Here is a 26778-nt window from a genome sequence, read left to right as displayed (position 1 = left end):
GGCAAACCGCCAGGGATCGACCATACTCAGCCAGGACGTTCCACGCACGGGAAAGGCGCCGTCCGCACGGCGCCAGGGCAGCGCAGGGAGGGCCTCATGGCCAAATCCAGGAAAGACAGGAAACAGGCGAAGGACGACACCACGCAGCGGCTCGACCGCAAGACCTACGAAGCCGAACTGAGGAAACTGCACGTCGAACTGGTGAAACTCCAGGAATGGGTGGTGGCCAAGGGCCTGAAGGTCTGCGTGGTCTTCGAGGGCCGCGACGGCGCCGGCAAGGGCGGCACCATCAAGGCCATCACCGAGCGCGTCAGCCCGCGGGTGTTCCGCGTGGTGGCGCTGCCGGCGCCCACCGAGCGGGAGAAGACGCAGATCTACGCCCAGCGCTACCTCACGCACCTGCCCTCGGCCGGCGAAGTGGTGATCTTCGACCGCAGCTGGTACAACCGCGCTGGCGTCGAGCGGGTCATGGGCTTCTGCACCGAGGACCAGGCGCGCAAGTTCCTCGCCGTGACGCCGCTGTTCGAGAAGATGATGGTCGAGTCCGGGATCATCCTGCTCAAGTACTGGCTGGAAGTCAGCGCCGAGGAGCAGACGCGCCGCCTGCAGGATCGCATCAACGACGGCCGCAAGCTGTGGAAGCTCTCGCCCATGGACCTGAAGTCCTACAGCCGCTGGGACGACTACACCCGCGCCCGCGACGAAATGTTCGCCGCCTCGGACTCCTCCTGGGCCCCCTGGTTCATGGCGCGCTCCGAGGACAAGCGGCGCGCGCGGCTGAACATCATCAGCCACCTGCTGGAGCAGATCCCCTACAAGGACATCACCCGCAAGGAGGTCGTCGAGCTGCCCAAGCGCGGGCGGATCGGCAAGTACAAGGCCGCTGCCTATCCGTTCCGAATGGTAGGAGAACGTTTCTGAGCCCCGACCCGCCTGCGGCGCACCGGAGCGCGAGCAGGCGGCGCGATCTACCACCCATCCCCCCATCACGGCGCCCGGTGAACTCATTGCGCCGTTGCGCTGTCTGTCTGCTGTCGGCCCCCCGGGGCGGCGGGCCCGGGCCCGCGCCAGCCGGGTGATTGCGCCGCGCCGATAGCAAGATCGTAGCCGCCCCGGAGCATCTGCCTGGCCGGCTTTTTACCGCGCCCGCTCGCCGGGGTTCGTTTATCGCCATGTGAAGATTGCCCATGTCCCTATCCCGTCATTTCCCCGCCTCCGTATCCCTTCCCACCCGCGCCCTGGGGGCCTGCCTGCTGGGTGGCCTGCTGGCGGCCGGCGCCGCGGCGCAGGCCGAGGAGGGCGCCGGCAATGCGCGCTGGGTGAGCGACAGCCTGACGACCTACGTGCGCAGCGGCCCCACCGACGGCTACCGCATCGTCGGCACCCTGACCTCGGGGCAGAAGGTCGAGCTGCTGAACACCCAGGGCGACTACAGCCAGGTGCGCGGCGAAAGCGGCAGCAGCGTGTGGATCCCCAGCCGCGACCTGCAGGACAAGCCCGGCCAGGCCGAGCGCCTGCCGCAGCTGGAGCAGAAGGTGAGCGAGCTGAGCGCTGAACTGGCGGGCATCAACGACAGCTGGAAGACCCGCGTGCAGGGCATGCAGGAAACCCTGGACTCGCGCAAGAAACTGATCGACGAACTGCAGGCGGCCCGCGCCGGCCTCGACGACGAACTCACCAAGGCCCGTTCCGACCTGCGCGCGGCGCAGGCGCAACTGGGCGACGAGAACAAGCAGGTGCTGATGCGCTACATGGCCTACGGCGGCAGCATCGCCGGCGCCGGGCTGCTGGTCGGGCTGATCCTGCCGACCCTGCTGCGGGTGCGGCGCAAGCGCAACGATCAGTGGATCTGAGGTGCTTGTCGCGGTGGGATTAGTGGTGCCTTGGTTCAGCGAAGGCGCCCAGTCCAGACTCCGCACCCTCACCCCAGCCCTCTCCCGGAGGGAGAGGGGGGGCGTTCGGCGTGGGCGGCGAGTTCGGAATCATCCTGAGCGCGTAGGGCGTATAACCGTTCGCGGTTATACGCCGTTGGCCGTGCCACCGGGGTGTCCGGCGTGGCCGGTGAATCCAATCGCGGACAAAGTCCGCTCCTACGCCCACGCTCCCCTGTAACCGTAGGAGCGGACTCCGTCCGCGATTCGGCGGATAACGCCGTACGGATTTCCAGAGAAACATCCGCAGTCCTGCGGGCTACAGGGACGTACGCTCGTGGGGGACGCCTAGTTCGGGCCTCCGTAGCGGGGGAATTCGCGAGGGTAGCCCGACTCTGTCGGGCCCGTATTCGGGGCAAGCCTTTTTGGTTCCTTTTTGCGGGGGTGGCCTTCCACCAAGCCAAGGCAACTGGTTTTCCGCGTTCGCGAGAATGACGAGATTAAGACCGTCGTAGAGGACGGAGCTTGGAGAGAGGGTGAACCCTGAGTCATTGGACCAGGCCCAGTAAAGTGAAACGACCCACCGTCGTCTAGGCTATCTCCAAGCCCTGCCGGCCTCCCGCCGGCACGCGTGGCCGACCCTGCGCAGGTGTTTTCCACGGGCCGCGGCCAGCAACCCGAGGAGGTGCTTCCGTGAAAAACGCCGTCGCTTTCATCGGCCGGTGCGTGCTGGCAGGCCTGCTGGTCATCCTGCCGATCTACCTGGCCCTGCTGCTCCTGCTCAAGGGCATCGCCTCGGCCGGCCAGCTGGTCCGGCCCTTCACCCAGCTGCTGCCGGAGAGCCTGCCGGCCCAGCAGATATTGTCCGCGCTGCTCGTGCTGGTGATCTGCTTCGTCATCGGCCTCGCCGTGCGCACCCGCCTGGGAAAGCTGGCCCGTGGCCGGCTGGAGCGCTCGGTGTTCGAAAGGATTCCGGGCTACGAACTGCTGCGCAGCCTGACCCTGCAGGTGGCCGGCGAGAAGAGCGACGGCATCTGGAAGCCGGCCCTGGTGGAAATCGAAGAGGCCCTGGTGCCCGGCTTCATCATCGAGGCCTTCGAGGACGGCCGCTACACCGTGTTCGTGCCCTCGGTGCCGACGCCCTTCGCCGGCGCCGTGTACGTGCTGGATGCGCATCGCGTGCACCCGGTCGACGTGCCCTTCACCGAGGCGGTGAAGGTCATCACCAAATGGGGCTCCGGCGCCCGCGGCCTGGTGCAGGCCATGGAGGCGGCCCGTGGCCGGGAGCCGCCGCCCGGCGGCGGTTCCGCCTGACCGGCCGCCCGTCTCAGCGCCGGAAGTCGTCGGGCCCGTGGCGTTCGGGCACTTGCTCGTGGGCCTCGCCCCAGGTCCGGTTGACCTTGACCCCACGCTGCACGGCGGGGCGCTTGCCGATTTCGTCCGTCCAGCGGCGCACGTGGGTGTAGGTCTCGACGTCGAGGAACTCGGCGGCGGCATAGACCTGGTTGTTCATCAGCGCGCCGTACCAGGGCCAGATCGCCATGTCGGCGATGCTGTATTCGCTGCCGGCGACGTAGCGGTTGCTCGCCAGTTGCCGGTCGAGCACGTCCAGCTGGCGCTTGACCTCCATGGCGTAACGGTTGATGGGGTACTCGAACTTTTCCGGCGCGTAGGCGTAGAAGTGGCCGAAGCCGCCACCCAGGAAGGGGGCGCTGCCGACCTGCCAGAACAGCCAGTTCAGGGTTTCGGTGCGCCCGGCGATGTCGCCGGGGATGAAACGCCCGAACTTCTCGGCCAGGTAGAGCAGGATCGAGCCGGACTCGAAGACGCGCAGCGCGGGCTCCAGACCGGTATCCAGCAGGGCGGGGATCTTGGAGTTCGGGTTGACCTCGACGAAGCCGCTGCCGAACTGCTCGCCCTGGCTGATGCTGATGGGCCAGGCATCGTATTGCGCGCCCTCCAGGCCCAGTTCCAGCAGCTCTTCGAGCAGGATGGTCACCTTGACGCCATTGGGCGTGGCCAGCGAATACAGCTGCAGCGGATGCTTGCCGCGCGGCAGGGGCTTGTCGTGGGTGGCCCCGGCGACCGGACGGTTGATGCCGGCGAAGGCGCCGCCATTGTCCTTGTCCCAGGTCCAGACGCGCGGTGGGGTGTAGGTTTCGTTCGGCATGTCGATCCTCGCCTTGGACGGAGTTTGTCGGTCGCCACGCGCTCGGTTCTGTCGTGGCCGCTAAAGCCCTTCAGAAAACCCTGTCAGCCGCCTGATGTCCAGCCTCTCGTTGTAACGGGCGGGGCGGCCTCCGGCAACCTGGTCGGCGACCAGGGCCAGCCGCTAGCGGATATAGCTGCCGCCGTTCAGGTCCAGCGTCGCGCCGCTCAGGGACGGCAGCGAGGGCCGCAGGGCGAAGGCCACCAGTTCGGCCACTTCGTCCGGCTCGGCCATTTCGCCGATGGGGATCTCGGCGACCGCCGCGGCCTTGCCGTGCCTGGCGATGAAGTCTTCGGCCATGTCGGTGCGCACCCAGCCGGGGGCGATGGCCACCGCCGCCACGCCGTCCTGGCCGAAGCTGCGGGCGATGGATTTGGTGAGGTTGAGCAGCGCCGCCTTGCTCGCGCCGTAGGGCAGGGCGTCGGCGGCATAGCCGCGTTGCCCGGCGCGGCTGGCGAGGTTGACGATGCGCCCGCCGCCGAGGGCGCGGAAATGGCGCAGGGCTTCCTTGCACAGCGTGGCGGCGGAGAAGAAGTTGACCTGGAATTCCCGTTGCCAGGCTGCCGTCCAGGCCGCTTCGTCGGCATCGATGGAGATTTCCGTGCGGATGCCGGCGTTGTTGACCAGGCCGTGCACCCGCCCGGCCAGGGCCTGGGCCTCGCGCCACAGCTGGAAGGGCCCCTGCGCGTCCGACAGGTCGGCCTGGACCAGCCAGCCCTCGCCGCCGACAGCGGCGAGCAGCGCCTCGGCGCCGGCCCGGTCGCGGCCGAAATGGATGATCGGCCGGGCGCCTTCCTGCGCCAGGCGGCGGACGATGGCCGCGCCGATCTGGCCGGAGCCGCCGGTGACCAGAATGTTTTGCCCGCACAGCGGTTTCGCGGAAGACATCCCTTGCTCCTGTGTCGGTTGAAGTTCAGGCCAGGCTCATTTTCGCCGTCAGGTTCTGCTGCATGTATTCCAGGAAGCGGCGCTGGAACAGCATGGTGTGCTCGTGGGCGGCCTTTTCGGCGGCTTCCGCGTCGCGGGCGGCGATGGCTTCGATGATTTCCTCGTGGTCGCGGCCCAGGCGGGCGGTGCCGGCCGAGCTGACGATGTAGTCGAAGTGCAGGTGCAGCAGGCGCTGGCCTTCGCCCAGCAGGCGTTCGTAGTAGCTGACGAAGTAGGGGTTGCGCCCGGCCTCGGCGATGGCCATGTGGAAGGCCTTGTTCAGCTCGGACATCGCCTGGAAGTCGCCGGACTCCACGGCCGCCATGTAGGCCGCGTCGGCCTTGCGGATCGCCTGCAGGTCCTCGTCGCTGCGCTGGAGCGCGGCCAGGCGCGTGACCGCCCGCTGGATGAGGTCCAGCGCGGCCACGTAGTTGGGGAACTCCTCGATCTCGAAGGGCGTGACCAGGGTGGTGCGGTTGGGCAGGATGGTGACCAGGCCTTCGGTGGTCAGCCGGGCCAGGGCATCGCGCACCGGCGAGCGCGACAGGCCGAACTGCGCCGCCAGGGAGACCTCGTCCAGCTGCACGCCGGGCTTGAGCTTGAGCGTGAGGATCTGCTTGCGCAGCTCCTCGTAGATATAGCGTCCGCCATGGCGGCGCCCGGGGCTTTCCACTTCTTCTTCTTTGGCCATCATCAGGTCTCGGTGTGCGCGGGCTGTGTCATACAGACCAGCTCGCCATCTTAGCGTGGCCGCGTTCAGCGCGGAAACGCCGGGCCCCAGGTGTCGCTGAGCATGAAGCCCGCGGCCAGCGGGTCGTCCGGGTCGACGCCGATCTGCTGGATGCCGTACAGCCAGGCGCGGCCTTCCACCCGCGGCAGCACCGCCGGTTTGCCGGCCACTTCCGTGGCGCCTAGCAGCTCCACCTGGAACTCGCCGCCGATGGTGGAGCGCGACACCAGGCGCTCGCCGGGCCGCACCAGGCCGCGCGCGCTCAGCGTGGCGAGGTTGGCCGAGCTGCCGGTGCCGCAGGGCGAGCGGTCGACGCGTCCCGGCGGCAGGGTGGTGCAGGTCTGGTAGGTGCGCGCGTCCAGGCGGTTGCGGAACATCACGTAGGCCACCTCGTCGATCTGCGGGTACAGCGGGTGCCGCACGCGCACCTGCTGGTTGATCAGGCCGCGCAGCTTCACGCCGGCATCGGCCAGCTCGCGGGCGTTCTCCGGGGCGATGGCCAGGCCGACCTGCTCGACGTCGATCAGCGCGTAGTACACGCCGCCGAAGGCGATGTCGGCCTTCAGCGGGCCGAACTCGCCGCCGTCGATCGGCACGTCCAGTTGCTCGACGAAGGCCGGCACCATGTCCAGCGACACCCCCAGGCAGCGCCCGTCGGCGCAGCGCGCGCGGGCGGTGACCAGCCCGGCGGGGGTGTCCAGCACCACGGTCGTCTCCGGCTCCTGCATCGGCAACATGCCCAGCTCCAGCAGCGCGGTGACCACGCAGATGCAGTTGCTGCCGGACATCGGGTGGGCCTTGTCCGCCTGCAGCACGATGAAGCCGGCGTCGGCTTCCGGGCGCGTCGGCGGCAACAGCAGGTTCACCGACATCTGCAGGCAGCCGCGCGGTTCCATGACCACCAGGCGGCGCAGGCTGTCGTCGACCTCGTTGATGTAGTTCATCTTGTCCAGCAGGGTCTCGCCGGGGATGCCCAGCACCCCGCCGGTGATGACCTTGCCGATCTCGCCTTCGCAGTGCACGTCGGCCAGTTGCAGCGTCTTCTTCCAGCGCATCAGTCGCACCTCACTTGATGTACCAGCCCCAGGGCTGCTCGCTGTCGTAGCGGGTGATCTGCTTGGTTTCCAGGTAGTTGTTCAGGCCCCATTCGCCCAGCTCGCGGCCGATGCCGCTGTGCTTGTAGCCGCCCCAGGGCGCCTCGCTGAAGGTCGGTTGCGAGCAGTTGATCCACACGATGCCGGCACGGAACCGCCGGGCAACGCGCTCGCAGCGCGGCAGGTCGCGGGACATCACCGCGGCGCCCAGGCCGAAGCGCGAGGCGTTGGCCGAGCGCACGGCTTCGTCCTCGCTGTCGAACGGGCGCACGCAGACCACCGGGCCGAAGATTTCCTCGTTCCAGATCCAGGCGTCTTCGGGCACGTCGGCGAACACCGTCGGCTGCACGTAATAACCCTTGTCCAGGCCGGCCGGGCGTTCGCCGCCGCAGACCAGCCGCGCGCCTTCTTCCTGGCCGCGGGCGATGGCCTGCAGCACCTTGTCGTACTGCGCCTTGTTGACCAGCGGGCCGAGCAGCACGCCTTCGCGCAGGCCGTTGCCGATGGTGATCTTCCGCGCCTCTTCGGCCAGGCGCGCCAGCAGCGGTTCGTACAGCGCCCGCTGCACCAGCACGCGGGAGGTGGCCGAGCAGACTTCGCCCTGGTTCCAGAAGATGCCGAAGAGGATCCACTCCACGGCGGCCTCGATGTCGCTGTCGGCGAAGATCACGAAGGGCGACTTGCCGCCCAGCTCCAGGCTGATGTTTTTGATGTCGCGGGCGGCGGCCTGCATGATCCGGCTGCCGGTGGGCACGCTGCCGGTGAAGGCCAGCTTGTCCACGCCCGGGTGCTCGGCCAGCGGCGCGCCGGCGTCGGCGCCCAGGCCGGTCACCACGTTGAGCACGCCCGCCGGCAGGCCGGCTTCATGGGCGATCTGGGCCAGGTGCAGGGCGGTCAGCGGCGTCAATTCCGAGGGCTTGAGCACCATGGCGCAGCCGGCGGCCAGGGCCGGGGCGACCTTCCAGGCGGCCATCAGCATGGGGAAGTTCCAGGGGATGATGGCGCCGGCCACGCCCACCGGCTCCTTGCGCGCCACCGAGCTGAAGCGCTCGTCGGCCAGGGCGATTTCCTGCTCCTGGCCGGCGTCGAGCTTTTCCGCCAGCCCGGCGTAGAAGTCGAAGCAGCCGGCGGTGTCGCCGATGTCCCACAGCGCCTCGGGCAGCGGCTTGCCGTTGTCGCGCACTTCCAGTTCGGCCAGTTCCTGCTGGCGGCCGCGGATGCCTTCGGCGATACGCCGCAGCACGGCGGCGCGCCCGGCCCCGCTCATGCGCGGCCAGGGGCCTTCGTCGAAGGCCCGGCGGGCGGCGCGCACCGCGGCGTCCACGTCCTCGGCGGTGGCGGCGGCCACCCGGGCGAGGAGGGTTTCGTCGCTGGGGTCGAAGGTGTCGAAGCTGCCGCCCTGGGCGGGGGCGAGCCATTGGCCGTCGATGTAGAGCTGCTGGTAGTTCATGCGGTTCCTCCGATGAAGGCGAAGCGGCGAGCGCTGAAGGGGCTGAGGTTCTGGGCCGGGCGGCGGCCGGCGGCGAGGTCGGCGACCAGGCGGCCGGTGGTGGCGCCCAGGGTGAGGCCGAGCTGGCCGTGGCCGAAGGCCATGAGTACGTTGCCCAGGCGCGGCGAGCGGTCGATCACCGGCTTGGTGTCGGGTAGGAAGGGGCGGTAGCCGACGCCGAACTCGACCTTGGCGGTGTCGAGCTGCGGCAGCACGCGGCGGGCCTTTTCCAGGATGATCTCGGCGCGCCGGAAGTTGGGTTCGGCGTTGGGGCCGGCGAACTCGATGGTGCCGCCGATCTGCAGGCCGCGGGTCATGGGGGCGAAGCAGAAGCCGCCGTCGGCGTAGATCACCGAATGGCGGATTTCCACGCCCGGGGTGGGTAGCACCGCCTGGTAGCCGGCGATGCCGGCCAGCGGGATGCTCACCCCGAGCTGCTCGAAGAACTGCCGCGAGCCGGTGCCGGCGGCCACCACCACCAGTTGGGCGGGGTAGCGGCTGCCGTCGGCCAGGGTGACGCCGGCGGCGCGCTCGGCGCTTTCGTCGATGTGCTTCACCCGCTCGCGCACGCGGATGCCGCCCTGGGCGACGAAGCTTGCGGTCAGCGCGGCGATGAAGCCTTCGGTGTCGTTCACCGCGCGCCAGTCGGGGAACAGCAGGCCGTGCTGGAACTTGCCGGCCAGGGCCGGTTCGAGGTCGCCGATGGCGGCGCCGTCGAGTTCCTCGGACTGGAAGCCCAGCGACTTGCGCAGCTCCAGGTGCGGGCGCTCGTGGACCAGGGCGGCGGGCGAGTCGAACACCTCGATGATCGGCCGCTGGCCGAGCAGGCTCTTGTCCACGCAGGCGTCGAGCAGCGGCGCGTAGTCCTCGTAGACGTGGTGGGTGAGGCGCGCCATGTCGCGGGCGATCTCGGCGATCTTCGAATGCCGCGCGCAGGCGACGAAGCGCAGGAACCACGGCAGGATGCCCGGCAGCGCGCTGGGGCGCAGGGCCAGCGGGCCCCGCTGGTCGAGCAGCCAGCCGGGCACCTTCATCAGGATGCCCGGCTTGGACAGCGGGATGACCTCGCTCACCGCCATCTGCCCGCAGCTCCATTTCGCCGTGCTGTCGCCCGGCGCGGCCGGGTCCACCAGGGTCACGCGGTAGCCTTCGCGCTGCAGGTACAGGGCGCAGCAGACACCGACGATGCCGCCACCGACGACGATGGCGTTTTGCGAAGCGGCTTGCGGATCGTTCATTTCAGGGTCCCTTCCGGGCTGCGGTGGTCGGTGAAGTCTTCCAGGCTGAAACCCTGCCAGTAGGGCTGGGCCCTGTCGACGTAATGTTCGGCGCGGCCGGTGATGCAGGCCCGGCCCTCGATGCTCGGGCGCACCGCCGGCGTGCCGTCGACCAGGGCCAGGACTTCCTCGACGCGGCCGTCGAAGCGGCTGCCGATCAGGCTTTCATGGCGGAACACGGCGTCGCGCGCCAGCAGGCCGCGGGCATGGCGCTGGGCCACCCGGGCCGAGGTGCCGGTGCCGCAGGGCGAGCGGTCGATCAGGCTGTCGCCGGCAATCACTACGCTGCGCCCATCGGCGTCGGCTGCCAAGGGGCGGCCGGCCCACATGCAGTGCTTCACGCCGCGGATGCTGGCGTCCTCGGGGTGCGCCACGGCGAACTCGCGGTTCACCAGCGCCTGCACTTCGCGCCCCCAGGCCAGCAATTGCTGCGGGGTGAAGTGCTCGCAGCCGGGGTAGTTCGGCTGCGGCTCGATGATCGGGTAGAAGTTGCCGCCGTAGGCGATGTCCAGGCGCAGCTCGCCGAGGGCCGGCAGCCGGATGCTCAGGTCGCGGTGCAGGAGGAAGCTCGGCACGTTGGTGAAGCGCACGCCGCCGACCTTGCCGTCCTGCATGCGGTATTGCGCGCTGACGCGCCCGGCGGGGACGTCGACGATCACCGTGCCCGGCGTCTTCGGCCGGACCAGGCCGGCTTCAAGGGCGAAGGTGATCGAGCCGAGGGTGGCGTGGCCGCACATGGGCAGGCAGCCGGAGGTCTCGATGAACAGCAGCGCGAGGTCGGCGTCCTCGCTCACGGGCGGGTAGAGCAGGGTGCCCGACATGTGCGCGTGGCCGCGCGGTTCGAGCATCAGCGCCCGGCGGATCCAGTCGTGCTCGGCCAGGAAGTGCTGGCGCCTTTCGCTCATGCTGGCGCCGTGCAGCTCGGGGGCGCCGTCGATGACCATGCGCACGGGCATGCCTTCGGTATGGCCTTCGATGCAGGTGAAACTCTGTCGGCTCATGGGGTGCGTCCTCCAGGGGACGCCGCTGCCGGGGTGGGCAGCGGCGTCCATGCGCTCAGCGCTGGGAAGCCTCGAATACCTTGCGGAATTCGGCCTTTTCTTCGTCGGTCAGCGGCAGCAGCGGGGCGCGCGCGTTGCCGGCGCTGAAGCCGGCCAGCTCGCAGCCGTACTTCACCTTCTGCACGAACTTGCCGCTTTCCAGGCTGGCCATCACCGGGAACAGGCTGCGCATCACGTCCTGGGCGCCGGCCAGGTCGCCGGAGGCGAACTTGCGGTAGAAGTCGGTCACCTGGTCGGGGAAGCAGTTGGCCGGGCCGCAGATCCAGCTGCTGGCGCCCCAGAGGAAGAAGTCCAGGGCCTGGTCGTCGGAGCCGCAGGACAGCTGCACCTTGTCCTTGTAGGTGGTGCCGATCTCGATGGCGCGCAGCAGGTTGCCGCTGCTTTCCTTGATGGCGATGACCCGCGGGTGCTCGGCCAGCGCCTGGACCACGCCCATGCCGACCTCGACGTTGGTGCGCACCGGGTAGTTGTAGAGCACCAGGTTGATTTCCGGGAAGGTCTCCAGGATGGTCCGGTAGTGCGCCAGCAGTTCTTCCTGGGACGGCAGCGCGTAGTAGGGCGGGGCGATCAGCAGGTTGGTGTAGCCGGCTTCCACGGTCTGCTTGACCTGCTCCAGCACCTCGCGGGTGCAGGAGCCGTTGGCGCCGGCGATCAGGGTGCCGCGCTCGCCGACCACTTCCTTGACCGTGGCCAGGACCTGGCGGCGCTCCTCGTTGGTGAGCGCGTAGTACTCGCCGGTCGAGCCCAGCGGGACGAAGCCGCTGACACCGGCCTTGAGCTGGTATTCGAGGATCGAGGCCAGGGTGTCGTGGTCGACCGCGCCGGACTTGTCGAAGGGCGTGACGAGGGCGGGCAGGATGCCAGTGAGTTGCATGGTGGATCTCCGCATCGGTGGTGGGGGGTTAGTAGGCGTAGCGCCTGAGCATCCGGGCTTCGATCACGCCGACCAGGCGGGTCAGCGGGAAAGCCACGAGGAAGTAGATGACCGCGACGGCGGAGAGGAACTCGACCGGCCGCGCGGTGCTGTTGGAGATGTTCTGGCCGACGAACATCAGGTCGGCGACGCCGACGGAGGAGATCAGCGCGCTCTCCTTGAACAGGCTGACGACGTTCGACAGCAGCGGCGGCACCGCGCGCAGCAGCGCCTGCGGGAACACCACGTAGAGCACCTTCACCCGCGGCGTCAGGCCCAGAGCGGTGCAGGCGTCGTGCTGCTCGCCGGCGATGGACTTGAGCGCGCCGCGGAAGGTCTCGCTGGTGATGGCCGCCATGTACAGCGTCAGCGAGATCACCACCGAGACGTAGGGCGGGATGTCCAGGCCGAACACCACCGGGAAGCAGAAGAACACCCAGAACAGCTGGATCAGCAGCGGCGTGCCGCGGAAGAACTCGACGAACAGCGTCACCGGCAGCTTCAGCAGGCGGCTGCGCACGTTGCGCAGCAGTGCCAGGACGAAGCCGGCCAGGCTGCCGATGAGGGCGCAGCCGAGGGTGAAGGCGAGGGTCAGGGCCAGGCCCTTGAGCAGCACCTGCCAGTAGGAGAAGACGACGGAAAAATCGAGGCTCATGGCGGTTTCCTCAGCGCTGCGTCGCCAGGTCCTGGCGCCGCTCCAGGTACTGCACCAGCTGGCCGATGGGCAGCGACAGGGCGAAGTAGACGAGGGCGATCAGGGTGTAGGTTTCCAGGGGGCGGTAGGCCTCGGTGGCCAGGCTCTTGCCGACGTACATCAGGTCGGACACCGCGACTATCGCCACCAGGGCGCTCTGCTGCAGGCTGCCGATGCCGTTGGTCATCAGCACCGGCACCGCGCTGCGCAGGGCCTGTGGCAGCACAACGTAGAGCGTGCGCTGCCAGGGCTTCAGGCCCAGGGCGACGCAGGCGTCCAGGTGCTCGCGCGGCACCGCCTGCACGCCGGCGCGGTAGGCCTCGGCGTTGAACGCGGTGAGGTTCAGGCCCAGGGCCAGGAAGCCCATGGCGATGGGGTCGATGAACACGTTGAAGAGCATCGGCACGCAGTAGAAGAACCAGACGATCTGCAGCAGCGCCGGGGTGCAGCGGAAGAACTCGATGAACAGCTGCGCCGGCCAGCGGACGAAGAACCAGCGGCTGAGGGTCATCAGGCATAGGCCGAAGCCGCAGACCAGGCCGATCAGGTTCGACACCAGGGCCAGCTCCAGGGTGACCTTCAGGCCGCCGAGCAGCGCCGGCAGGCTGCCGCTCAAGAAATGGAAGTCGAATTGGTAATTCATGGCGCCGCCCTCAATCCAGGTGCACGACCTTTTCCAGGAACTCGCGGGTGCGGGCTTCCCTGGGTTGGCTGAAGATCTGCTCGGGCGGGCCCTGCTCGACCACCTTGCCGTTGGCGCAGAACACCACGCGGGTGGCGATGTGGCGGGCGAAGTGCATGTCGTGGGTGACGATGATCATCGCCATCTTCTGCTCGGCCAGTTGCAGCATCACGTTCTGCACCTCGATGACCATCTCCGGGTCCAGCGCCGAGGTGACTTCGTCGAACAGCATCAGCTTGGGTTCGAGCATCAGCGCGCGGGCGATGGCCACGCGCTGCTTCTGGCCGCCGGAGAGCTGGCTGGGGTAGGCGTGCAGCTTGCTCTCCAGGCCCAGGCGGGCGAGGTAGGCGCGGGCCTTCTCCGTGGCCGCGGCCCGGGACAGGCCATGGACCTTGCACGGGGCGAGAATCAGGTTGCCCAGCACCGACAGGTGCGGGAACAGCGTGTAGTGCTGGAAGACCATGCCGATCTGCGTGCGCAGCGCCTCGTTCAGCGGCTTGCCGCGGCGCTGGCCGCCGCTGATGTAGGGCTGGCCCTGGAAGGCGATGCTGCCGCCCTGGATGCCCTCCAGGCCCATCAGCACCCGCAGCAGCGAGCTCTTGCCGCTGCCGGACGGGCCGATGATGACCAGGCGGTCGTCGGCGCGCATGTCCAGGTCCATGTTGTCCATCACCACCAGCTGTTCGCCGTAGGCCTTGCACACGCCTCGGAGCTGGATGAAGTCGCCGCCGGCGGTGGAATCCGGGGCGAACGGAGCCTGTGGCTGGGCAGCCACCAAACGCGGGGTATTCATGAGCGGTGTTCTCCGCGGGGGCCGCCGTTGCGCGGCCCCCGGTGTCGGCAGGAGTTACTTGGCGGCGGTCTTGGCGTTGACTTCGGCGGAGGCCTTGTCGACCAGGCGGTCGATCTCGCCGGTCTCGCGGCGCTGGGTCACGTAGATGTTCAGCACCTGCAGGTCCGCCGCGGAGATGTCGCGGCGCATGCCGAAGGCCACGCCCTGCTTGGCCAGGGCCGGCTTGGGCAGGACTTCCCTGGCCCAGTCGTTGGCCATGGCGAACAGGTGGTTGGTGTCGCTGGCGTCGACCAGCACGTCGGCGCGCCGCGACATCAGCGCCAGGCGCGTTTCGTCCATGCCCGGCAGGCGCATGACGGTACCCTGCCTGAGCACAGAGGAAATCGCCTTGTCCTGGGCGGTGCCGGACATCACCGCGAAGGTCACGCCGGGCTTGTCGTAGTCGGCGATGGCGTTGCCGGCGCCGCTGAACTTGGGGTTCTCCTTGTTCACCACCAGCGACACCTGGTAGTCGGTGGCCGGCGCCGAGAAGGCCACCGCCAGGGCGCGCTCGGGCGTCTGGTTGAGGGCCATGGCCAGGTCCCACTTGCCGCTCTGCAGGCCGGCGACGAGGTTGTCCCAGTTGGTGTCGACGAACTCCACCTTGACCTTCAGCACCTTCTCGCCGAAGTCGCGGCACAGGTCGACGAAGTAGCCGCTGTACTGGCCGCTGCTGGCGTCACGCATCACATAGGGCGCGGCGACCGCCGCGCCGCAGCGCAATACGCCGGCCTTCTGCACGCCCTGCCACATGGACGTATCGGCGGCCTGGGACGGGGTCTGGGTGAGCAGCGCGCCGACGGCGGCCGCGCAGGCGAGGGCCTTGCGGATGGAGCGGGGGAACATACGAGCCATTTTGACCTCTCCGTAAATTTGTTTTTGTAGGCAGAAGGCAAACAACTTTCATCGCTGTGTGGTGTGTTGTGCGCTTTGATGTGTGCAGCGATGTATTCAGCGTATGGGCGATGGGCAAAACCTGTCAACAGAGGTCGCGGGCTTTTTCTTCAGCGAATGACTGGGCGGTCGGCTGCGTCGGCCGGGCACAGGGCGCAATAGTCGGTCGCGTCAGGCCGCCAAGCGGCCGCCGACGCGCGCCGGAGGCGGGCTGGGGCGCTGGGGAAAGGGATTGAAGGGGGAGGGCTTGCGTGAGGTTTTTGAAACCTGAAGGTGAGAAAAAGCGTACTCAACCAATCTATCGGGGCGAGGTGAGCGGCACGGGGCGGCTGGGCCGCCGCCCCGGCTGGCCTAGAGCACCAGCTCGGCGGAAATGGCCGCCGCGGTCTCCCGCAACAGGCCCAGGTAGCGGCCTTCCGCGCTGGGCGTGGCCAGCACCGCCTCCGGGCCGGACAGGTTGATGGCGGCCACCACCTGGCCGCTGCGGTCGCGGATGGCGGTGGCGATGGCGGTGGAGTAGTCCGAGCGGTGCAGCACCCAGCCGCGTTCGCGGTCCTCGGCGATGGTGTGCTGCAGTTCCAGCAGGGTGCGCGGCGCCGGCGGCGGGTAGTCGTCCAGGCGCACCTGCTGGTAGAGCTGGGCCAGGCCGTCCTCGTCCAGGGCGGTGAGCAGCACCCGGCCCAGGGCGGTGACGTGGCAGGGCAGGCGGGTGCCCACCGGGATGTTCACCGTCAGCCGCTGCGGGGCGAAGGCGCGGTAGATGTACAGGCTGTCGGTCTGCTCGCGGATGCTCAGGTGGCACGACAGCGAGGTGCTGTCGCGCAGGGCGTTGAGGTGCGGCAGGGCGATTTCCACGATGTCGCGGCTGCACAGGTAGGCGAAGCCGTCGGAGATCACCCGCGCGCCCAGTTCGTACTGGTTGCGCTCCAGGCGGTTCAGGTAGCCCATGTCCTGCAGCGTCTGGACGATGCGGTAGAGCGCCGAGGGGCTCACCCCCAGGCGCTCGGCCATCTCGTTCATGCCCAGGCTGCGTTGGCGGGCGTTGAACAGCCCGAGCAGGTTCAGGCCGCGTTCCAGGGCCGGCACGCGGTAGTCGCTTTCACTCATGGGGCCTCCACGGCGGCGCCCGTCGCGGGGCGCCGCCGGCCGGTCAGTCGAGCAGGGCGTCGATGCCCACCGGGCGGCCGTCGAACTCGGCCATGGCGTCGAGCAGCGCTTCCCAGAAGTACTGCACCGAGGCGCGGTCGCAGAGGATCTGCAGGTTGGGCAGGTCGTTGTCGCTGGCGTTGATGACGATGACGTTGAGCCGCGCCGCCGAGGTCTGCGCCACCGCGCCGGGGCCGAAGGCCGCCGGGCGCAGGTCGACGCCGCAGAGCTTGGCCATCACCTGCGCGTAGTGCTCGCCGCTCAGTTGCAGCCAGGCGTGGCTGTCCTGGCGCGGCAGCAGGTAGTTGGCGCTGTCGTCCAGCTGCCAGGCGGCCTCTTCGGCGGCGACGCGCGCGCCGCCGTCGTGGAGGCTGCCCAGCAGCAGGTATTCGGTCTGCGACAGGCGCGCCACCAGGCCGCCGTCGGCCTGGCGCAGGGCGCGGTTGGGCGCCTCGGGCAGGGCGTAGCCGCGGGCTTGCAGGTAGGCGGCGGCGTCGGCCCCGCGCAAACCTGCGCGGGGTAGGTTGCTCAGGTCGATCAGCGCGCAGCTGCGCAGCTGCGCGTGCTCTTCCTGCTCGCCGTAGCGCGCGACTATGGCGGCGCGGCCCAGGGCGGCCAGGCGCGCGCCGCGGTGCAGCGGGTACAGCGGGCTGCGTTCGATGAAGTCTTCGGCTTTCAGGCTGGACATGGCTCAGAGCTCCTGGCGCAGGTTCTGCGGGTCGTAGAAGGGCAGCTGGACGACGGTGGCGCGCACCATCGCGCCGCCCTCCACGCGGATCGGGATCTGCATCCCCGGGGTGGCCTGGTGGGCGCCGGCGTAGGCCAGGCCGACGATCTGGCCGAGGCTCTGCGAGTACTCGCAGGAGGTGACGTTGCCGCTGATGTCGGCGTCGTCGAGCACCAGGTGGCCCTCCAGCGGCTGGGCGCTGCCCTGGGGCAGGACGAAGCCCACCAGCTTGCGCTTGAGCGGCTGCGCCTCGAGGATTTCGATGGAGCGCTTGCCGACGAAGAACGGCTTCTTGCGGCCGATCGCCCACTGCATGTCGATCTCCGCCGGGTGGGTCATGCCGTCGGTGTCCTGGCCGATGATCACGTGGCCCTTCTCCAGGCGCAGCAGGCGCTGGGTCTCCACGCCGAAGGGGCGGATGCCGTGCTCGGCGCCGGCTTCCATCAGCGCGTCCCACAGGCGCTCGGCGAAGCGCGCCGGCACGTGGACCTCGTAGCCCAGCTCGCCGACGAAGCCCACCCGCAGGATGCGCGCCGGGATGCCGGCGACCTTGCCGCTGCGCACGCCCAGGTAGGGGAAGGCCGCGGCGGACAGGTCGACGTCGTCGCAGAGCTTGGCCAGCACCTGGCGCGACAGCGGCCCGGCCAGGTTCACCGCGGCCAGCGCGGCGGTGACGTTGGCGATGTCCACGTTGAGGCGCCACTGCGCGTTCCACTTGAGCATCTGCTGGTAGATGCGGTCGACGCCGCTGGTGGTGGCGGTGACGTAGAAGTGCCGCTCGCCCAGGCGCGCGCACACGCCGTCGTCGATCACCACGCCGTGCTCGTTGGTCATCAGCGCGTAGCGGGTGCGGCCGACCGCCAGCCTGGCGAAGCCGAAGGTGTACAGGCGCTCCAGCAGCTCGGCGGCGTCGGGGCCGCGCACGTCGAGGCCGCCGAGGGTGGAGACGTCGATCAGGCCGACCTTCTCGCGCACGTGGCGGGCTTCTTCCTGCATGCAGCGTTCGCGGTCCTCGGCCTTGCCGTAGAACGCCGGGCGCTGCCAGATGCCGGCGGGCATCATCTTCGCCCCGGCCTCGACATGGCGGCGGTGCATGGGCGTCTGCCGGTAGGGGTCGAAGGCGCGGCCGGCGACGTGAGCGAGTTTCTCCGCCTCGAACGGCGGGCGCGCGGTGGTCACCCCGGTTTCGCCGATGCCGCGGCCGGTGGCCCGGGCCACCAGGCGCGCGGTGGGCAGCGCCGAATGGCGGCCCTGGGACGGGCCCATGCCGACCGTGGAGAAGCGCTTGACCAGCTGCACGTCGCGGTAGCCGCTGCGGGTGGCGTTGACGATGTCGCGCACCTGCAGGTCCTCGTCGAAGTCGACGAAGTCCTTGCCCTTGGGGTGGGGGAAGATCGGCCAGGGGAAGTTGACCTGCGCCTCGCCGGCGAAGGCGGCCGGCGCCGGCGCCTGCAGGCCCAGCGCGGCGAGGGCCGCGGCGGCGCCACGGGCACCGTCGGCGAGCACGTTGCCCAGGGCGTGGCGGCCGTTCACCGAGCCGGCGATGTCCAGCCCGGCGGGCAGGCCGCTGATGGCGAACTCGGCGCGCTCCTCCTCGTAGGCCAGTTTGCCGCCGGCCTGGCACAGTAGCTGGTAGACCGGCATGTAGCCAGCGGACATGCACAGCAGGTCGCAGGCCAGTTGCGTGCCTTGCGCGGCGACCTCGCCCTGGCCGGCGATGCGGCGGATGTCGACGCCGCTGACGTGGCGCATGCCGGCCTCGTGCAGGGCTTCGTAGACGGTGCTGCCGGCGTGCAGCGGGATGTGCCGGCGCTGCAGTTCGGCGGCCAGCTCGGCGTCGGCCGGGGCGGCGCGCATGTCCACCACCGCGGCCACCTCCACGCCCTGTTCCTGCAGGTCGAGGGCGGCCAGGTAGCCGTCGTCGTTGCCGGTCAGGACCACGGCGCGCTTGCCCGGCTTCACCGCGTAGAGCTTCATCAGCCGCTGCGCGGCGCTGGTCAGCAGCACGCCGGGCAGGTCGTTGTTGCGGAACACCACCGGCTGGTCGAAGGAGCCGGCGGCCACCAGGCAGCGGGTGGCGCGCACCTTGTACATGCGTTTGTGCTGGATGACCGGCAGGTAGTTGTCGGTGAACCAGGCGTTGCAGGTGGCCTGGGTCAGCACCTGGATGTTCGGGTGGCCCTCGACGGCGCCCACCAGCTCGGCGCGCAGCGCGGCGGCGCGGCGGCCGGCGATGTCGAAGCGGGCGTAGTTCAGCGAGCCGCCGAGCACCGGCTGCTGCTCCACCAGCAGCACCCTGGCCCCGGCGTTGGCGGCGTCCAGTGCGGCGCGCAGGCCGGCGGGGCCGGCGCCGATCACCGCCAGGTCGACGAACAGGTAGGCCTTGTCGTAGTACTGCGGCTTGAAGCCAAGGTCGAGCACGCCGAGGCCGGCTTTCTTGCGGATCAGCGGCTCCCAGACCTTCCACATGCCCTTGGGCTTGTAGAACGAGCGGTAGTAGAAGCCCACCGGCATGAAGCGCGAGAACTTGCCCAGGTAGGCGTCGCGGTCGTTGTCGAGGCTGCCGGAGAAGTTCTGGCCTTCCACCGCCAGGCCTTCGCGGGCGGGGTGCATGTCGGCCAGCACGTTGGGCTCGTCGGGCAACTGCACCAGGGCGTTGGCGTCCTGCCCGGCGAGGGTCAGCGGGCCGCGCGGGCGGTGGTACTTGAACGAGCGCGAGAGCAGCCAGCGGCCGTTGCCGAGCAGGGCGCTGGCGATGCTGTCGCCCTCGTAGCCCTGGTAGTCGCAGCCGTCGAAGGAGAAGCGCAGCGGCCGCGTGCGGTCGATCAGCAGGCCCATGGGGGCGGGCAGGCGGGTGAGGGCGCTCATTGGGCGGTCTCCTGCGGGGCGAAGTCGATGCGGCGGTCGAAGATTTCCTTCGGGTCGAAGGTGCGGATCACCTGGTCGGTGACGGTGTGGCGCTCGGCCAGGAACCAGTAGCTGGAGGCGTTGTGCAGCCACCACTCGAGCACCACGCCGGCGGCGTTGTCGCTGTTGAACACGTAGTCGGCCCACTCGGTGTCGGAGCAGCTGGCCGGGTCGGGCATGCGCTTGAATTCGCCGCCGTAGGTGAACTCGCTGATGTTGCGGGGCCCGTTGAGCGGGCAGGTCATGATCTTCATCTGCGCATCCTCAGTGGCTGGCCGCGGTGGCGCCCATTTCGTTGACCTGCTGGAAGCGGCTGAAGCGCTCCAGGGCGAAGGGCGCGATCAGCTCCGGCACCTTGCCGCCGCTGGCCACAAGCTCGGCCATGGTCTTGCCGCAGATGGGCGTGGCCTTGAAGCCCCAGGTGCCCCAGCCGGCGTCGAGGTAGTAGTTCTCGACCGGCGACAGGCCCATGATCGGGCTGTAGTCGGGGGTCATGTCGGTGATCCCGGCCCACTGGCGCATCAGCTTGGCGTTGGCCATGAAGGGGAACATCTCGATGGCGTGGGCCAGCAGGCTTTCCTTCAGGTCCAGGGTCGAGCGGGTGTTGTACAGCGGGTAGGGGTCGGAGCCGCCGCCGAAGACGATCTCGCCGCGGCTGGTCTGCTGCACGTAGCAGTGCAGCGCCGAGGAGCTCACCAGCGGGTCGAGGAACGGCTTGAACGGCTGGGTGACCATGGCCTGCAGCGGGTAGGTGTGGATGGGCGCGCGGATGCCGGCCTTGGCCATCAGCAGCGAGCTGGCCCCGGCGATGGCCTGGACCACGCAGCCGCACTGCACGGTGCCGCGGTTGGTCTTCACGGCCTCGATGCGGCCGTTGCGCAGCACCAGGTCCTGCACTTCGGTGAGCTGGTGGATTTCCACGCCGCGCTTGGCCGCCTGCTTGGCGTAGCCCCAGGCCACGGCGTCGTGGCGCGCGGTGGCGCCGTCGATGTGCCACAGCCCGGCGATCACCGGCAGGTGCCCGGGGTCGAGGTTGAGGGTGGGCACCAGCTCGCGGATCTGCTGGCGGTCGAGCATCTCGGTGCGCCCGCCGAAGTGCTTGTTCACCTCGGCGCGCTGGCGGAAGGCGCGCACCGTGGCGTCGGTGTGGGCCAGGGTCAGCTGGCCGCGCTCGGAGTACATGATGTTGAAGTCGAACTCGTTGGACAGGCCCTGGAACATCCGCACCGATTCGGCGTAGAACTTCACGCCCTCGCTGGTGAGGTAGTTGGAGCGGATCACCGCGGTGTTGCGCGCGGTGTTGCCGCCGCCCAGGTAGGCCTTCTCCAGCACCGCGACGTTGGTCACGCCGTGGTACTTGGCCAGGTAGTAGGCGGTAGCCAGGCCGTGGCCGCCGCCGCCGATGATCACCACGTCGTAGCGCGGCTTCAGCTCGCAGGGCGGCGGCAGGTCGACTTCCACCGGGTAGTCGGCGCTCAGGCCGTATTTCAGGAGGGCGAAAGGCATGCTGCTTACTCCGCGGTGGCGCCGGCGCGTTGCAGGCGCGCGGCGGCCAGGGTGTTCTTCATCAGGTAGGCGATGGTCATCGGCCCGACGCCGCCGGGCACCGGGGTGATGGCCGCGGCCTGGGACAGGGCGCTGGCGAAGTCGACGTCGCCGACCAGCTTGCTGCGGCCGTCCTCGTCGATGCGGTTGATGCCCACGTCTATCACCACCGCGCCGGGCTTCAGCCAGCTGGCGTCGACCAGGCGCGGCTTGCCGACGGCGGCGACCACGATGTCGGCCTGACGGCACAGCTCGCGCAGGTTGGCGCTGCGCGAGTGCACCACGGTCACCGTGCAGTGGGCCTTGAGCAGTAGCGCGGCCATCGGCTTGCCGACGATGTTGGAGCGGCCGATGACCACCGCGTGCTTGCCGGCGAGGTCGCCGCAGGTGTCGTGCAGCAGGCGCATGCAGCCGGCCGGGGTGCAGGGCGTGAGCACGTCGCGGCCCTGGCTGAGGCCGCCGACGTTCTCGCTGTGGAAGCCGTCGACGTCCTTCAGCGGGTCGATGGCCTGGAGCACGCGGTTCTCGTCGATGTGCTTGGGCAGCGGCAACTGTACGAGGATGCCGTTCACCGCCGGGTCTTCGTTCAATTCGGCGATCAGCTGGAGCAGGGCGGCCTCGCCGGTGTCCGCCGGCAGCTTGTGCTCCAGCGAGCGGATGCCGACTTCCTCGGCGCGCAGCACCTTGTTGCGCACGTAGACCTGGCTGGCCGGGTCGCTGCCCACCAGCACCACGGCGAGGCCCGGCTGGATGCCGTGCTCGCGCAGGGCCAGGACTTCCTCGCGGACCTCGGCGAGCACCCGCGCCGAGGTGGCCTTGCCGTCGATGAGCTTGACGCTGGGAATGGCATTCATTTGAAGATCACCGTGCGGTCGTGGTTGAGGAAGACGCGATGTTCCAGGTGGTACTTCACCGCGCGGGACAGCGCGATGGTCTCGGTGTCGCGGCCGATGGCCACCAGGTCGTCGGGGGCGTAGGCGTGGTCCACGCGCTGTACTTCCTGCTCGATGATCGGGCCCTCGTCGAGGTCGCTGGTGACGTAGTGCGCGGTGGCGCCGATCAGCTTCACGCCGCGCTCGTAGGCCTGGTGGTAGGGCTTGGCGCCCTTGAATCCGGGGAGGAAGGAGTGGTGGATGTTGATGGCCTTGCCGGAGAGCTGTTTGCACAGGTCGTCGGAGAGGATCTGCATGTAGCGGGCGAGGACCACCAGTTCGGTGCCGGTCTCGGCGACTATCTTCAGCAGCTCGGCTTCCTGCTGGGCCTTGGTGTCTTTCGTGACCGGCAGGTAGATGAAGCGGATGCCCTCGCGCTCGGCCATGGGGCGCAGGTCGAGGTGGTTGGAGACGATGGCGGTGATGGTCATCTCCAGCTCGCCCTTGGCGTGGCGGTACAGCAGGTCGGCCAGGCAATGGTCGAACTTGCTGACCATCAGCAGCACGCGCATCGGCTTGGCGCTGCTGTGCAGGCTCCAGTCCATGTCGAAGCGGCTGGCCACGTCGGCGAAACCGGACTCGATGTTGCCGATGTCGCCCTCCAGGCCCTCGTTAAAGCGGAACACGGCGCGCATGAAGAAGCGGCCGCTGCCTTCGTCGTCGAACTGCGCCATCTCGCTGATGTAGCAACCCTGCTCGGCCAGGTAGGTGGTCACCGCCGCGACTATCCCGGACACCGCCGGGCAACTGATGCGGATGATGAAGTGGCTGGGGGCGTGGTGCATGTCGGGTCCTCGTGATGTGTGGAGGCAGCTCGGCGCGCAAGGGCGGAAGTTTCACCGGCGGGGACGGCTTTTGCCGGTGAAGGAATTTTTACTGTTGGGAATATAAATTTCCTTTCGCGCTTTTATAGGCGAAGCGAATCCGTGGGTCCATACCCTGGGGAAAATTTTTATCCTGACAGGAAAGTTTTCGGCCGGACGGTCGGGAAGGGCTTTTCGTAGGAGCGAGCTTGCTCGCGAACAAACGCGGTGCCATGCGGTTCGCGAGCAAGCTCGCTCCTACAGGGGACGGTGCAGGCATTGACATCGGCGGATAACCGCGAACGGTTATCCGCCCTACGCGGGAATCACGCCTCACCTTGGACTGTAGGAGCGGGCCCTGCCCGCGATTTCGCGCGCAGGGCGCGCTCCTACATGGGAATGGAGCGGTGGGGCAGCGTAGGAGCGGATCTCATCCGCGAATCGCGCCAGTGGTTCCGGCTATCGCGGACAAGGTCCGCTCCGTTGCAGGTGGGCACGGCTTTTCGTAGGAGCGAGCTTGCTCGCGAACAAACGCGGTGCCATGCGGTTCGCGAGCAAGCTCGCTCCTACAGGAGGGGGACGGTGCAGGCATTGACATCGGCGGATAACCGCGAACGGTTATGCGCCCTACGCGGGAATCACGCCTCACCTCGGACTGTAGGAGCGGGCCCTGCCCGCGATTTCGCGCGCAGGGCGCGCTCCTACATGGGAATGGAGCGGTGGGGCAGCGTAGGAGCGGATCTCATCCGCGAATCGCGCCGGAATCTCCGGCTATCGCGGATAAGCTCGCTCCTACAGGGGAATGGCGTGCTGTGGTCTCCCGGCCGCTCAATCGTTGCCGTAGTTCATGATCGACAACAGCCGGATCGGCACCTGCACCAGCTTCTCCGGGCCGTGGGGCGTTTCGCCGTCGAAGGTCAGGCTGTCGCCGGCCTGCATGGGGTAGAGCTGGTTGCCGTGGCGGTACACCAGCTCGCCCTCCAGCAGGTGGAGGAACTCGGTGCCGGGGTGGGAGAAGGTCGGGAACTCCTCGCTGGCGTCGTCCATGCTGACCATGTAGGCCTCGAAGTTCTTCTTCGGCCCGCGGGTGTGGTTGAGCAACTGGTAGGTGTGACCCTTCTCGGTGCCGCGGCGCACCACTTCCAGGCCGTCGCCGGCCTTCACCAGCAGGGCGTTGCCGTCGGGCTGGTCGTACTGGCTGAAGAGTTTCGACATCGGCATGCCGAGCACGTCGCACAGGCGGCTCAGGGTGTCGAGGCTGGTGGAGACCTGGGCGTTCTCGATCTTGCTCAGCATGCCCTGGCTGATCCCCGCGATGCGCGCCACGTCCGCCAGCTTGAGCTCCTGCGCCTGGCGCTGGCGCTTGATCTGCATGCCCAGGTACTGCTCCAGGCGGAGGCGCGGTTGGGTCTCGGTCGACATTCAGGGTTCCTGCACGGTTTAGGTTCAAGAATAATTATTTCGCACTGAGAAAGTGCGGAGGGGCCGCTGCGGCTTGGCAACTTTCCCACAGTGAAAGCAAGTTTCCCATATATACAGAAGAAAAGCCGCCGTGGCTGCCTCCCATCACGGCGCTCCGGACTTGGCACTGGCATTGCATTCCTAATGGGAAAGTAAGTTTCCTGAGCGGAATTCGAGGGGTGAAAGCCCCGGCGCAAACCGCCCCAGGGCACCGACAACGCCTTGCCCATTCAACCGGAGAGCTCCCCCATGTTGCCAAGCGAAACCCAGCGCACCATCGACCAGCACGGCATCAAGTACGTGCTGGCCCAGTTCGTCGACATCCACGGCGCGGCGAAGACCAAGTCGGTGCCGGTGTCCGGCCTCAAGGCGGTGGCCGAGGAGGGCGCCGGGTTCGCCGGGTTCGCCATCTGCGGCATGGGCATGGAGCCCCACGGCCCGGACTTCATGGCCCGCGGCGACCTCTCCACGCTGATCCCGGTGCCCTGGCAGCCGGGCTACGGCCGCGTCGTGTGCATCGGCCACGTCGACGGCAAGCCGCACCCCTACGACAGCCGCTTCGTGCTGCAGCAGCAGGTGCAGCGCCTGGCCGACAAGGGCTGGGTGCTGAACACCGGGCTGGAGCCGGAATTCAGCCTGTTCCGCCGCGACGCCCAGGGCAAGCTGCAACTGGTGGACGCCTCGGACAACCTCGACAAGCCCTGCTACGACTACAAGGGCCTGTCGCGCTCCCGCGAGTTCCTCGAACGCCTGACCGAGGCCCTGCAGCCGGTGGGCTTCGACATCTACCAGATCGACCACGAGGACGCCAACGGCCAGTTCGAGATCAACTACACCTACAGCGACGCCATGGAATCGGCCGACCGCTTCACCTTCTTCCGCATGGCCGCCGGCGAGATCGCCAACGACCTGGGCATGATCTGCTCGTTCATGCCCAAGCCCGATCCCAAGCGCGCCGGCAACGGCATGCACTTCCACCTGTCGATCGCCAGCGCCAGCAACAAGAACCTCTTCCACGACCCGTCCGACCCCAGCGGCGTGGGCCTGTCCAGGCTGGCCTACCACTTCGCCGCCGGCCTGCTGGCCCATGGACCTGCGCTGTGCGCCTTCGCCGCGCCCACGGTCAACTCCTACAAGCGCCTGGTGGTGGGCCGCTCGCTGTCCGGCGCCACCTGGGCCCCGGCGTTCATCGCCTACGGCGCCAACAACCGCTCGGCGATGGTGCGCATCCCCTACGGGCGCCTGGAGTTCCGCCTGCCCGACGCCGGCTGCAACCCCTACCTGGTCACCGCCGCCATCATCGCCGCCGGCCTGGACGGCATCGACCGCCAGCTGGAGCCGGGCGAGATGTGCAACGAGAACCTCTACAACCTCAGCCTGGAGGAGATCGCCGCGCGCGGCATCAAGACCCTGCCGCAGTCGCTGAAGGAAGCCACCGACGCGCTGGAGGCCGACCCGCTGTTCCGCGAGGTGCTCGGCGCCGAGATCGTCGACGAGTTCATCAAGCTCAAGCGCATGGAGTGGGTGGAATACAGCCGCCACGTCTCCGACTGGGAGATCCAGCGCTACACCGAATTCTTCTGACCGCCGCGCCCGCCGGGCGCACCCCATTTACCCCTCTGGGCGACCGTGACGACCAAGCGGCGGTCGCCTGCTGCCTCGAAGGAGACGAACCATGTGCGGAATCGTAGGCCTCTACCTGAAGAAGCCCGAACTGGAGAGCCAGCTCGGCAAGCTCTTCGAACCCATGCTGCAAGCCATGACCGACCGCGGCCCGGACAGCGCCGGCTTCGCCATCTACGGTGACGAAGTGGCCGACGGCTGGGTCAAGCTGACCTTGCAGGCCAGCGATGCCGGCTATCCCTGGGCCGAGCTGATGGGCGCGCTGGAAGCGCGCCTGGGCTGCTCGCTGGACTGGTTCCAGAACGCCAGCGCCGCGGTGCTGAAAATCCACTGCGACGAAGCCGCGGTACGCCAGGCCCTGGCCGAGCTGGCCCCGGCGGTGCGCATCATGAGCGCCGGGCAGAGCATCGAAATCCTCAAGGGCATGGGCCTGCCGCAGGAAATCTCGCAGCGCTTCGGCCTGGCCGGGATGAAGGGCAGCCACATCATCGGCCACACCCGCATGGCCACCGAGAGCGCGGTGACCATGGAGGGCAGCCACCCGTTCTCCACCGGCGCGGACCTGTGCCTGGTGCACAACGGCTCGCTGTCCAACCACTTCCGCCTGCGCCAGGAACTCAAGCGCCAGGGCATCGCCTTCGAGACCGACAACGACAGCGAAGTGGCCGCCGGCTACCTGACCTGGCGCCTGCGCCAGGGCGACAGCCTGGCCCAGGCCCTGGACGGCGCGCTGAACGACCTGGACGGCTTCTTCACCTTCGCCATCGGCACCCGCAACGGCTTCGCCGTGATCCGCGATCCCATCGCCTGCAAGCCGGCGGTGCTGGCCGAGACCGACGACTACGTGGCCATGGCCTCGGAATACCAGGCCCTGGCCAGCCTGCCGGGCATCGACAAGGCGCGCGTCTGGGAACCGGAGCCGGCCACCCTCTACGTCTGGGAGCGCGAAAGCGCCTGACCC

25 protein-coding genes are annotated in these 26778 nt (G+C 68.6%); 5 read left to right on the top strand and 20 right to left on the bottom strand.

The genetic code is table 11. The annotated features are described in order from the left end of the window. Positions 1-96: 96 nt before the first annotated feature. The 3 genes from ppk2 (at position 97) to M8R19_RS02170 (ending at position 3185) form a co-directional block, all read left to right on the top strand. Entirely contained in the window at positions 97-921 is an 825-nt protein-coding gene (ppk2, locus tag M8R19_RS02180) for a polyphosphate kinase 2 (RefSeq protein ID WP_074978453.1), read from the top strand. Positions 922-1187: 266 nt separating this feature from the next. Further along, on the top strand, positions 1188-1853 hold the full coding sequence (locus tag M8R19_RS02175) for a TIGR04211 family SH3 domain-containing protein (protein WP_074978456.1): 666 nt from the start codon (positions 1188-1190) through the stop codon (positions 1851-1853). A gap of 711 nt (positions 1854-2564) precedes the next feature. Next, the gene (locus M8R19_RS02170) at positions 2565-3185 is read left to right on the top strand and encodes a DUF502 domain-containing protein (RefSeq protein WP_249916878.1); all 621 of its coding nucleotides are present in this window, start codon (positions 2565-2567) and stop codon (positions 3183-3185) included. Between the two features lie 13 nt (positions 3186-3198). Here the strand turns inward: M8R19_RS02170 and yghU are convergent, their stop codons facing one another. The 20 genes from yghU to M8R19_RS02070 all read right to left on the bottom strand — a co-directional run bounded on the left by yghU (position 3199) and on the right by M8R19_RS02070 (position 24155). After that, positions 3199-4041, bottom strand: coding sequence for a glutathione-dependent disulfide-bond oxidoreductase (gene yghU, locus M8R19_RS02165; RefSeq protein ID WP_009622595.1), 843 nt, complete (start codon positions 4039-4041; stop codon positions 3199-3201). Positions 4042-4203: 162 nt separating this feature from the next. After that, complete coding sequence (locus tag M8R19_RS02160; RefSeq protein WP_249916877.1) at positions 4204-4968, bottom strand: SDR family NAD(P)-dependent oxidoreductase; 765 nt, start codon at positions 4966-4968, stop codon at positions 4204-4206. 25 nt (positions 4969-4993) lie between these two features. Beyond that, positions 4994-5701 (bottom strand): GntR family transcriptional regulator, encoded by a 708-nt coding sequence (locus M8R19_RS02155; RefSeq protein WP_074978464.1) that lies wholly within the window; start codon positions 5699-5701, stop codon positions 4994-4996. Between the two features lie 62 nt (positions 5702-5763). Next, positions 5764-6792, bottom strand: a complete 1029-nt coding sequence (locus M8R19_RS02150; protein WP_116423283.1) for a proline racemase family protein — start codon at positions 6790-6792, stop codon at positions 5764-5766. Positions 6793-6802: 10 nt separating this feature from the next. After that, positions 6803-8281, bottom strand: coding sequence for an aldehyde dehydrogenase family protein (locus tag M8R19_RS02145; protein ID WP_249916876.1), 1479 nt, complete (start codon positions 8279-8281; stop codon positions 6803-6805). After that, complete coding sequence (locus M8R19_RS02140) at positions 8278-9558, bottom strand: NAD(P)/FAD-dependent oxidoreductase (protein ID WP_249916875.1); 1281 nt, start codon at positions 9556-9558, stop codon at positions 8278-8280. The genes M8R19_RS02145 and M8R19_RS02140 overlap by 4 nt, the downstream gene beginning before the upstream one ends. After that, the gene (locus tag M8R19_RS02135) at positions 9555-10598 is read right to left on the bottom strand and encodes a 4-hydroxyproline epimerase (protein WP_249916874.1); all 1044 of its coding nucleotides are present in this window, start codon (positions 10596-10598) and stop codon (positions 9555-9557) included. Before M8R19_RS02135 ends, M8R19_RS02140 begins: the two co-directional genes overlap by 4 nt. A 55-nt stretch (positions 10599-10653) precedes the next feature. Continuing rightward, the gene (gene dapA / locus M8R19_RS02130; RefSeq protein WP_116423286.1) at positions 10654-11532 is read right to left on the bottom strand and encodes a 4-hydroxy-tetrahydrodipicolinate synthase; all 879 of its coding nucleotides are present in this window, start codon (positions 11530-11532) and stop codon (positions 10654-10656) included. A gap of 28 nt (positions 11533-11560) precedes the next feature. Then, entirely contained in the window at positions 11561-12226 is a 666-nt protein-coding gene (locus tag M8R19_RS02125) for an amino acid ABC transporter permease (RefSeq protein WP_043271778.1), read from the bottom strand. Between the two features lie 10 nt (positions 12227-12236). Beyond that, on the bottom strand, positions 12237-12908 hold the full coding sequence (locus M8R19_RS02120) for an amino acid ABC transporter permease (protein WP_009622578.1): 672 nt from the start codon (positions 12906-12908) through the stop codon (positions 12237-12239). A 10-nt stretch (positions 12909-12918) separates the two neighbouring features. Then, on the bottom strand, positions 12919-13740 hold the full coding sequence (locus M8R19_RS02115) for an amino acid ABC transporter ATP-binding protein (RefSeq protein ID WP_009622576.1): 822 nt from the start codon (positions 13738-13740) through the stop codon (positions 12919-12921). 54 nt (positions 13741-13794) lie between these two features. Further along, positions 13795-14634: a substrate-binding periplasmic protein gene (locus M8R19_RS02110; protein ID WP_074978478.1), complete on the bottom strand. Its 840-nt coding sequence runs from the start codon at positions 14632-14634 to the stop codon at positions 13795-13797. A gap of 390 nt (positions 14635-15024) precedes the next feature. Then, entirely contained in the window at positions 15025-15780 is a 756-nt protein-coding gene (locus M8R19_RS02105) for an IclR family transcriptional regulator (protein WP_074978481.1), read from the bottom strand. Between the two features lie 43 nt (positions 15781-15823). Then, on the bottom strand, positions 15824-16507 hold the full coding sequence (locus M8R19_RS02100; protein ID WP_249916873.1) for a sarcosine oxidase subunit gamma: 684 nt from the start codon (positions 16505-16507) through the stop codon (positions 15824-15826). Between the two features lie 3 nt (positions 16508-16510). Continuing rightward, positions 16511-19414 (bottom strand): 2Fe-2S iron-sulfur cluster-binding protein, encoded by a 2904-nt coding sequence (locus M8R19_RS02095; RefSeq protein WP_249916872.1) that lies wholly within the window; start codon positions 19412-19414, stop codon positions 16511-16513. Next, positions 19411-19707, bottom strand: coding sequence for a sarcosine oxidase subunit delta (locus M8R19_RS02090; protein WP_074978487.1), 297 nt, complete (start codon positions 19705-19707; stop codon positions 19411-19413). The genes M8R19_RS02095 and M8R19_RS02090 overlap by 4 nt, the downstream gene beginning before the upstream one ends. A 10-nt stretch (positions 19708-19717) precedes the next feature. After that, positions 19718-20959, bottom strand: coding sequence for an FAD-dependent oxidoreductase (locus M8R19_RS02085; protein ID WP_074978490.1), 1242 nt, complete (start codon positions 20957-20959; stop codon positions 19718-19720). Positions 20960-20964: 5 nt separating this feature from the next. Continuing rightward, positions 20965-21852 carry a bifunctional methylenetetrahydrofolate dehydrogenase/methenyltetrahydrofolate cyclohydrolase FolD gene (gene folD / locus M8R19_RS02080; RefSeq protein WP_249916871.1) on the bottom strand — a complete coding sequence of 296 codons (888 nt, stop codon included), beginning with the start codon at positions 21850-21852 and terminating at the stop codon, positions 20965-20967. Continuing rightward, positions 21849-22715, bottom strand: a complete 867-nt coding sequence (gene purU, locus M8R19_RS02075; protein WP_074978496.1) for a formyltetrahydrofolate deformylase — start codon at positions 22713-22715, stop codon at positions 21849-21851. The genes folD and purU overlap by 4 nt, the downstream gene beginning before the upstream one ends. A gap of 846 nt (positions 22716-23561) precedes the next feature. Continuing rightward, positions 23562-24155 (bottom strand): helix-turn-helix domain-containing protein, encoded by a 594-nt coding sequence (locus M8R19_RS02070; protein ID WP_009622552.1) that lies wholly within the window; start codon positions 24153-24155, stop codon positions 23562-23564. 288 nt (positions 24156-24443) lie between these two features. Between M8R19_RS02070 and glnT the strand changes: the two genes are divergently transcribed. Both glnT and M8R19_RS02060 read left to right on the top strand, forming a co-directional pair. Further along, complete coding sequence (glnT, locus tag M8R19_RS02065) at positions 24444-25778, top strand: type III glutamate--ammonia ligase (protein ID WP_249916870.1); 1335 nt, start codon at positions 24444-24446, stop codon at positions 25776-25778. Positions 25779-25869: 91 nt separating this feature from the next. Continuing rightward, positions 25870-26775, top strand: coding sequence for a class II glutamine amidotransferase (locus M8R19_RS02060; RefSeq protein WP_009622549.1), 906 nt, complete (start codon positions 25870-25872; stop codon positions 26773-26775). Positions 26776-26778: the final 3 nt, after the last annotated feature.

Origin of the sequence: Pseudomonas sp. R3.Fl (assembly GCF_023516765.1) — a bacterium.
GTDB lineage: Bacteria > Pseudomonadota > Gammaproteobacteria > Pseudomonadales > Pseudomonadaceae > Pseudomonas > Pseudomonas citronellolis.
The sequence above is the reverse complement of the archived record's forward strand: the minus strand, read 5'-3'. Positions and strand labels throughout refer to the sequence as shown.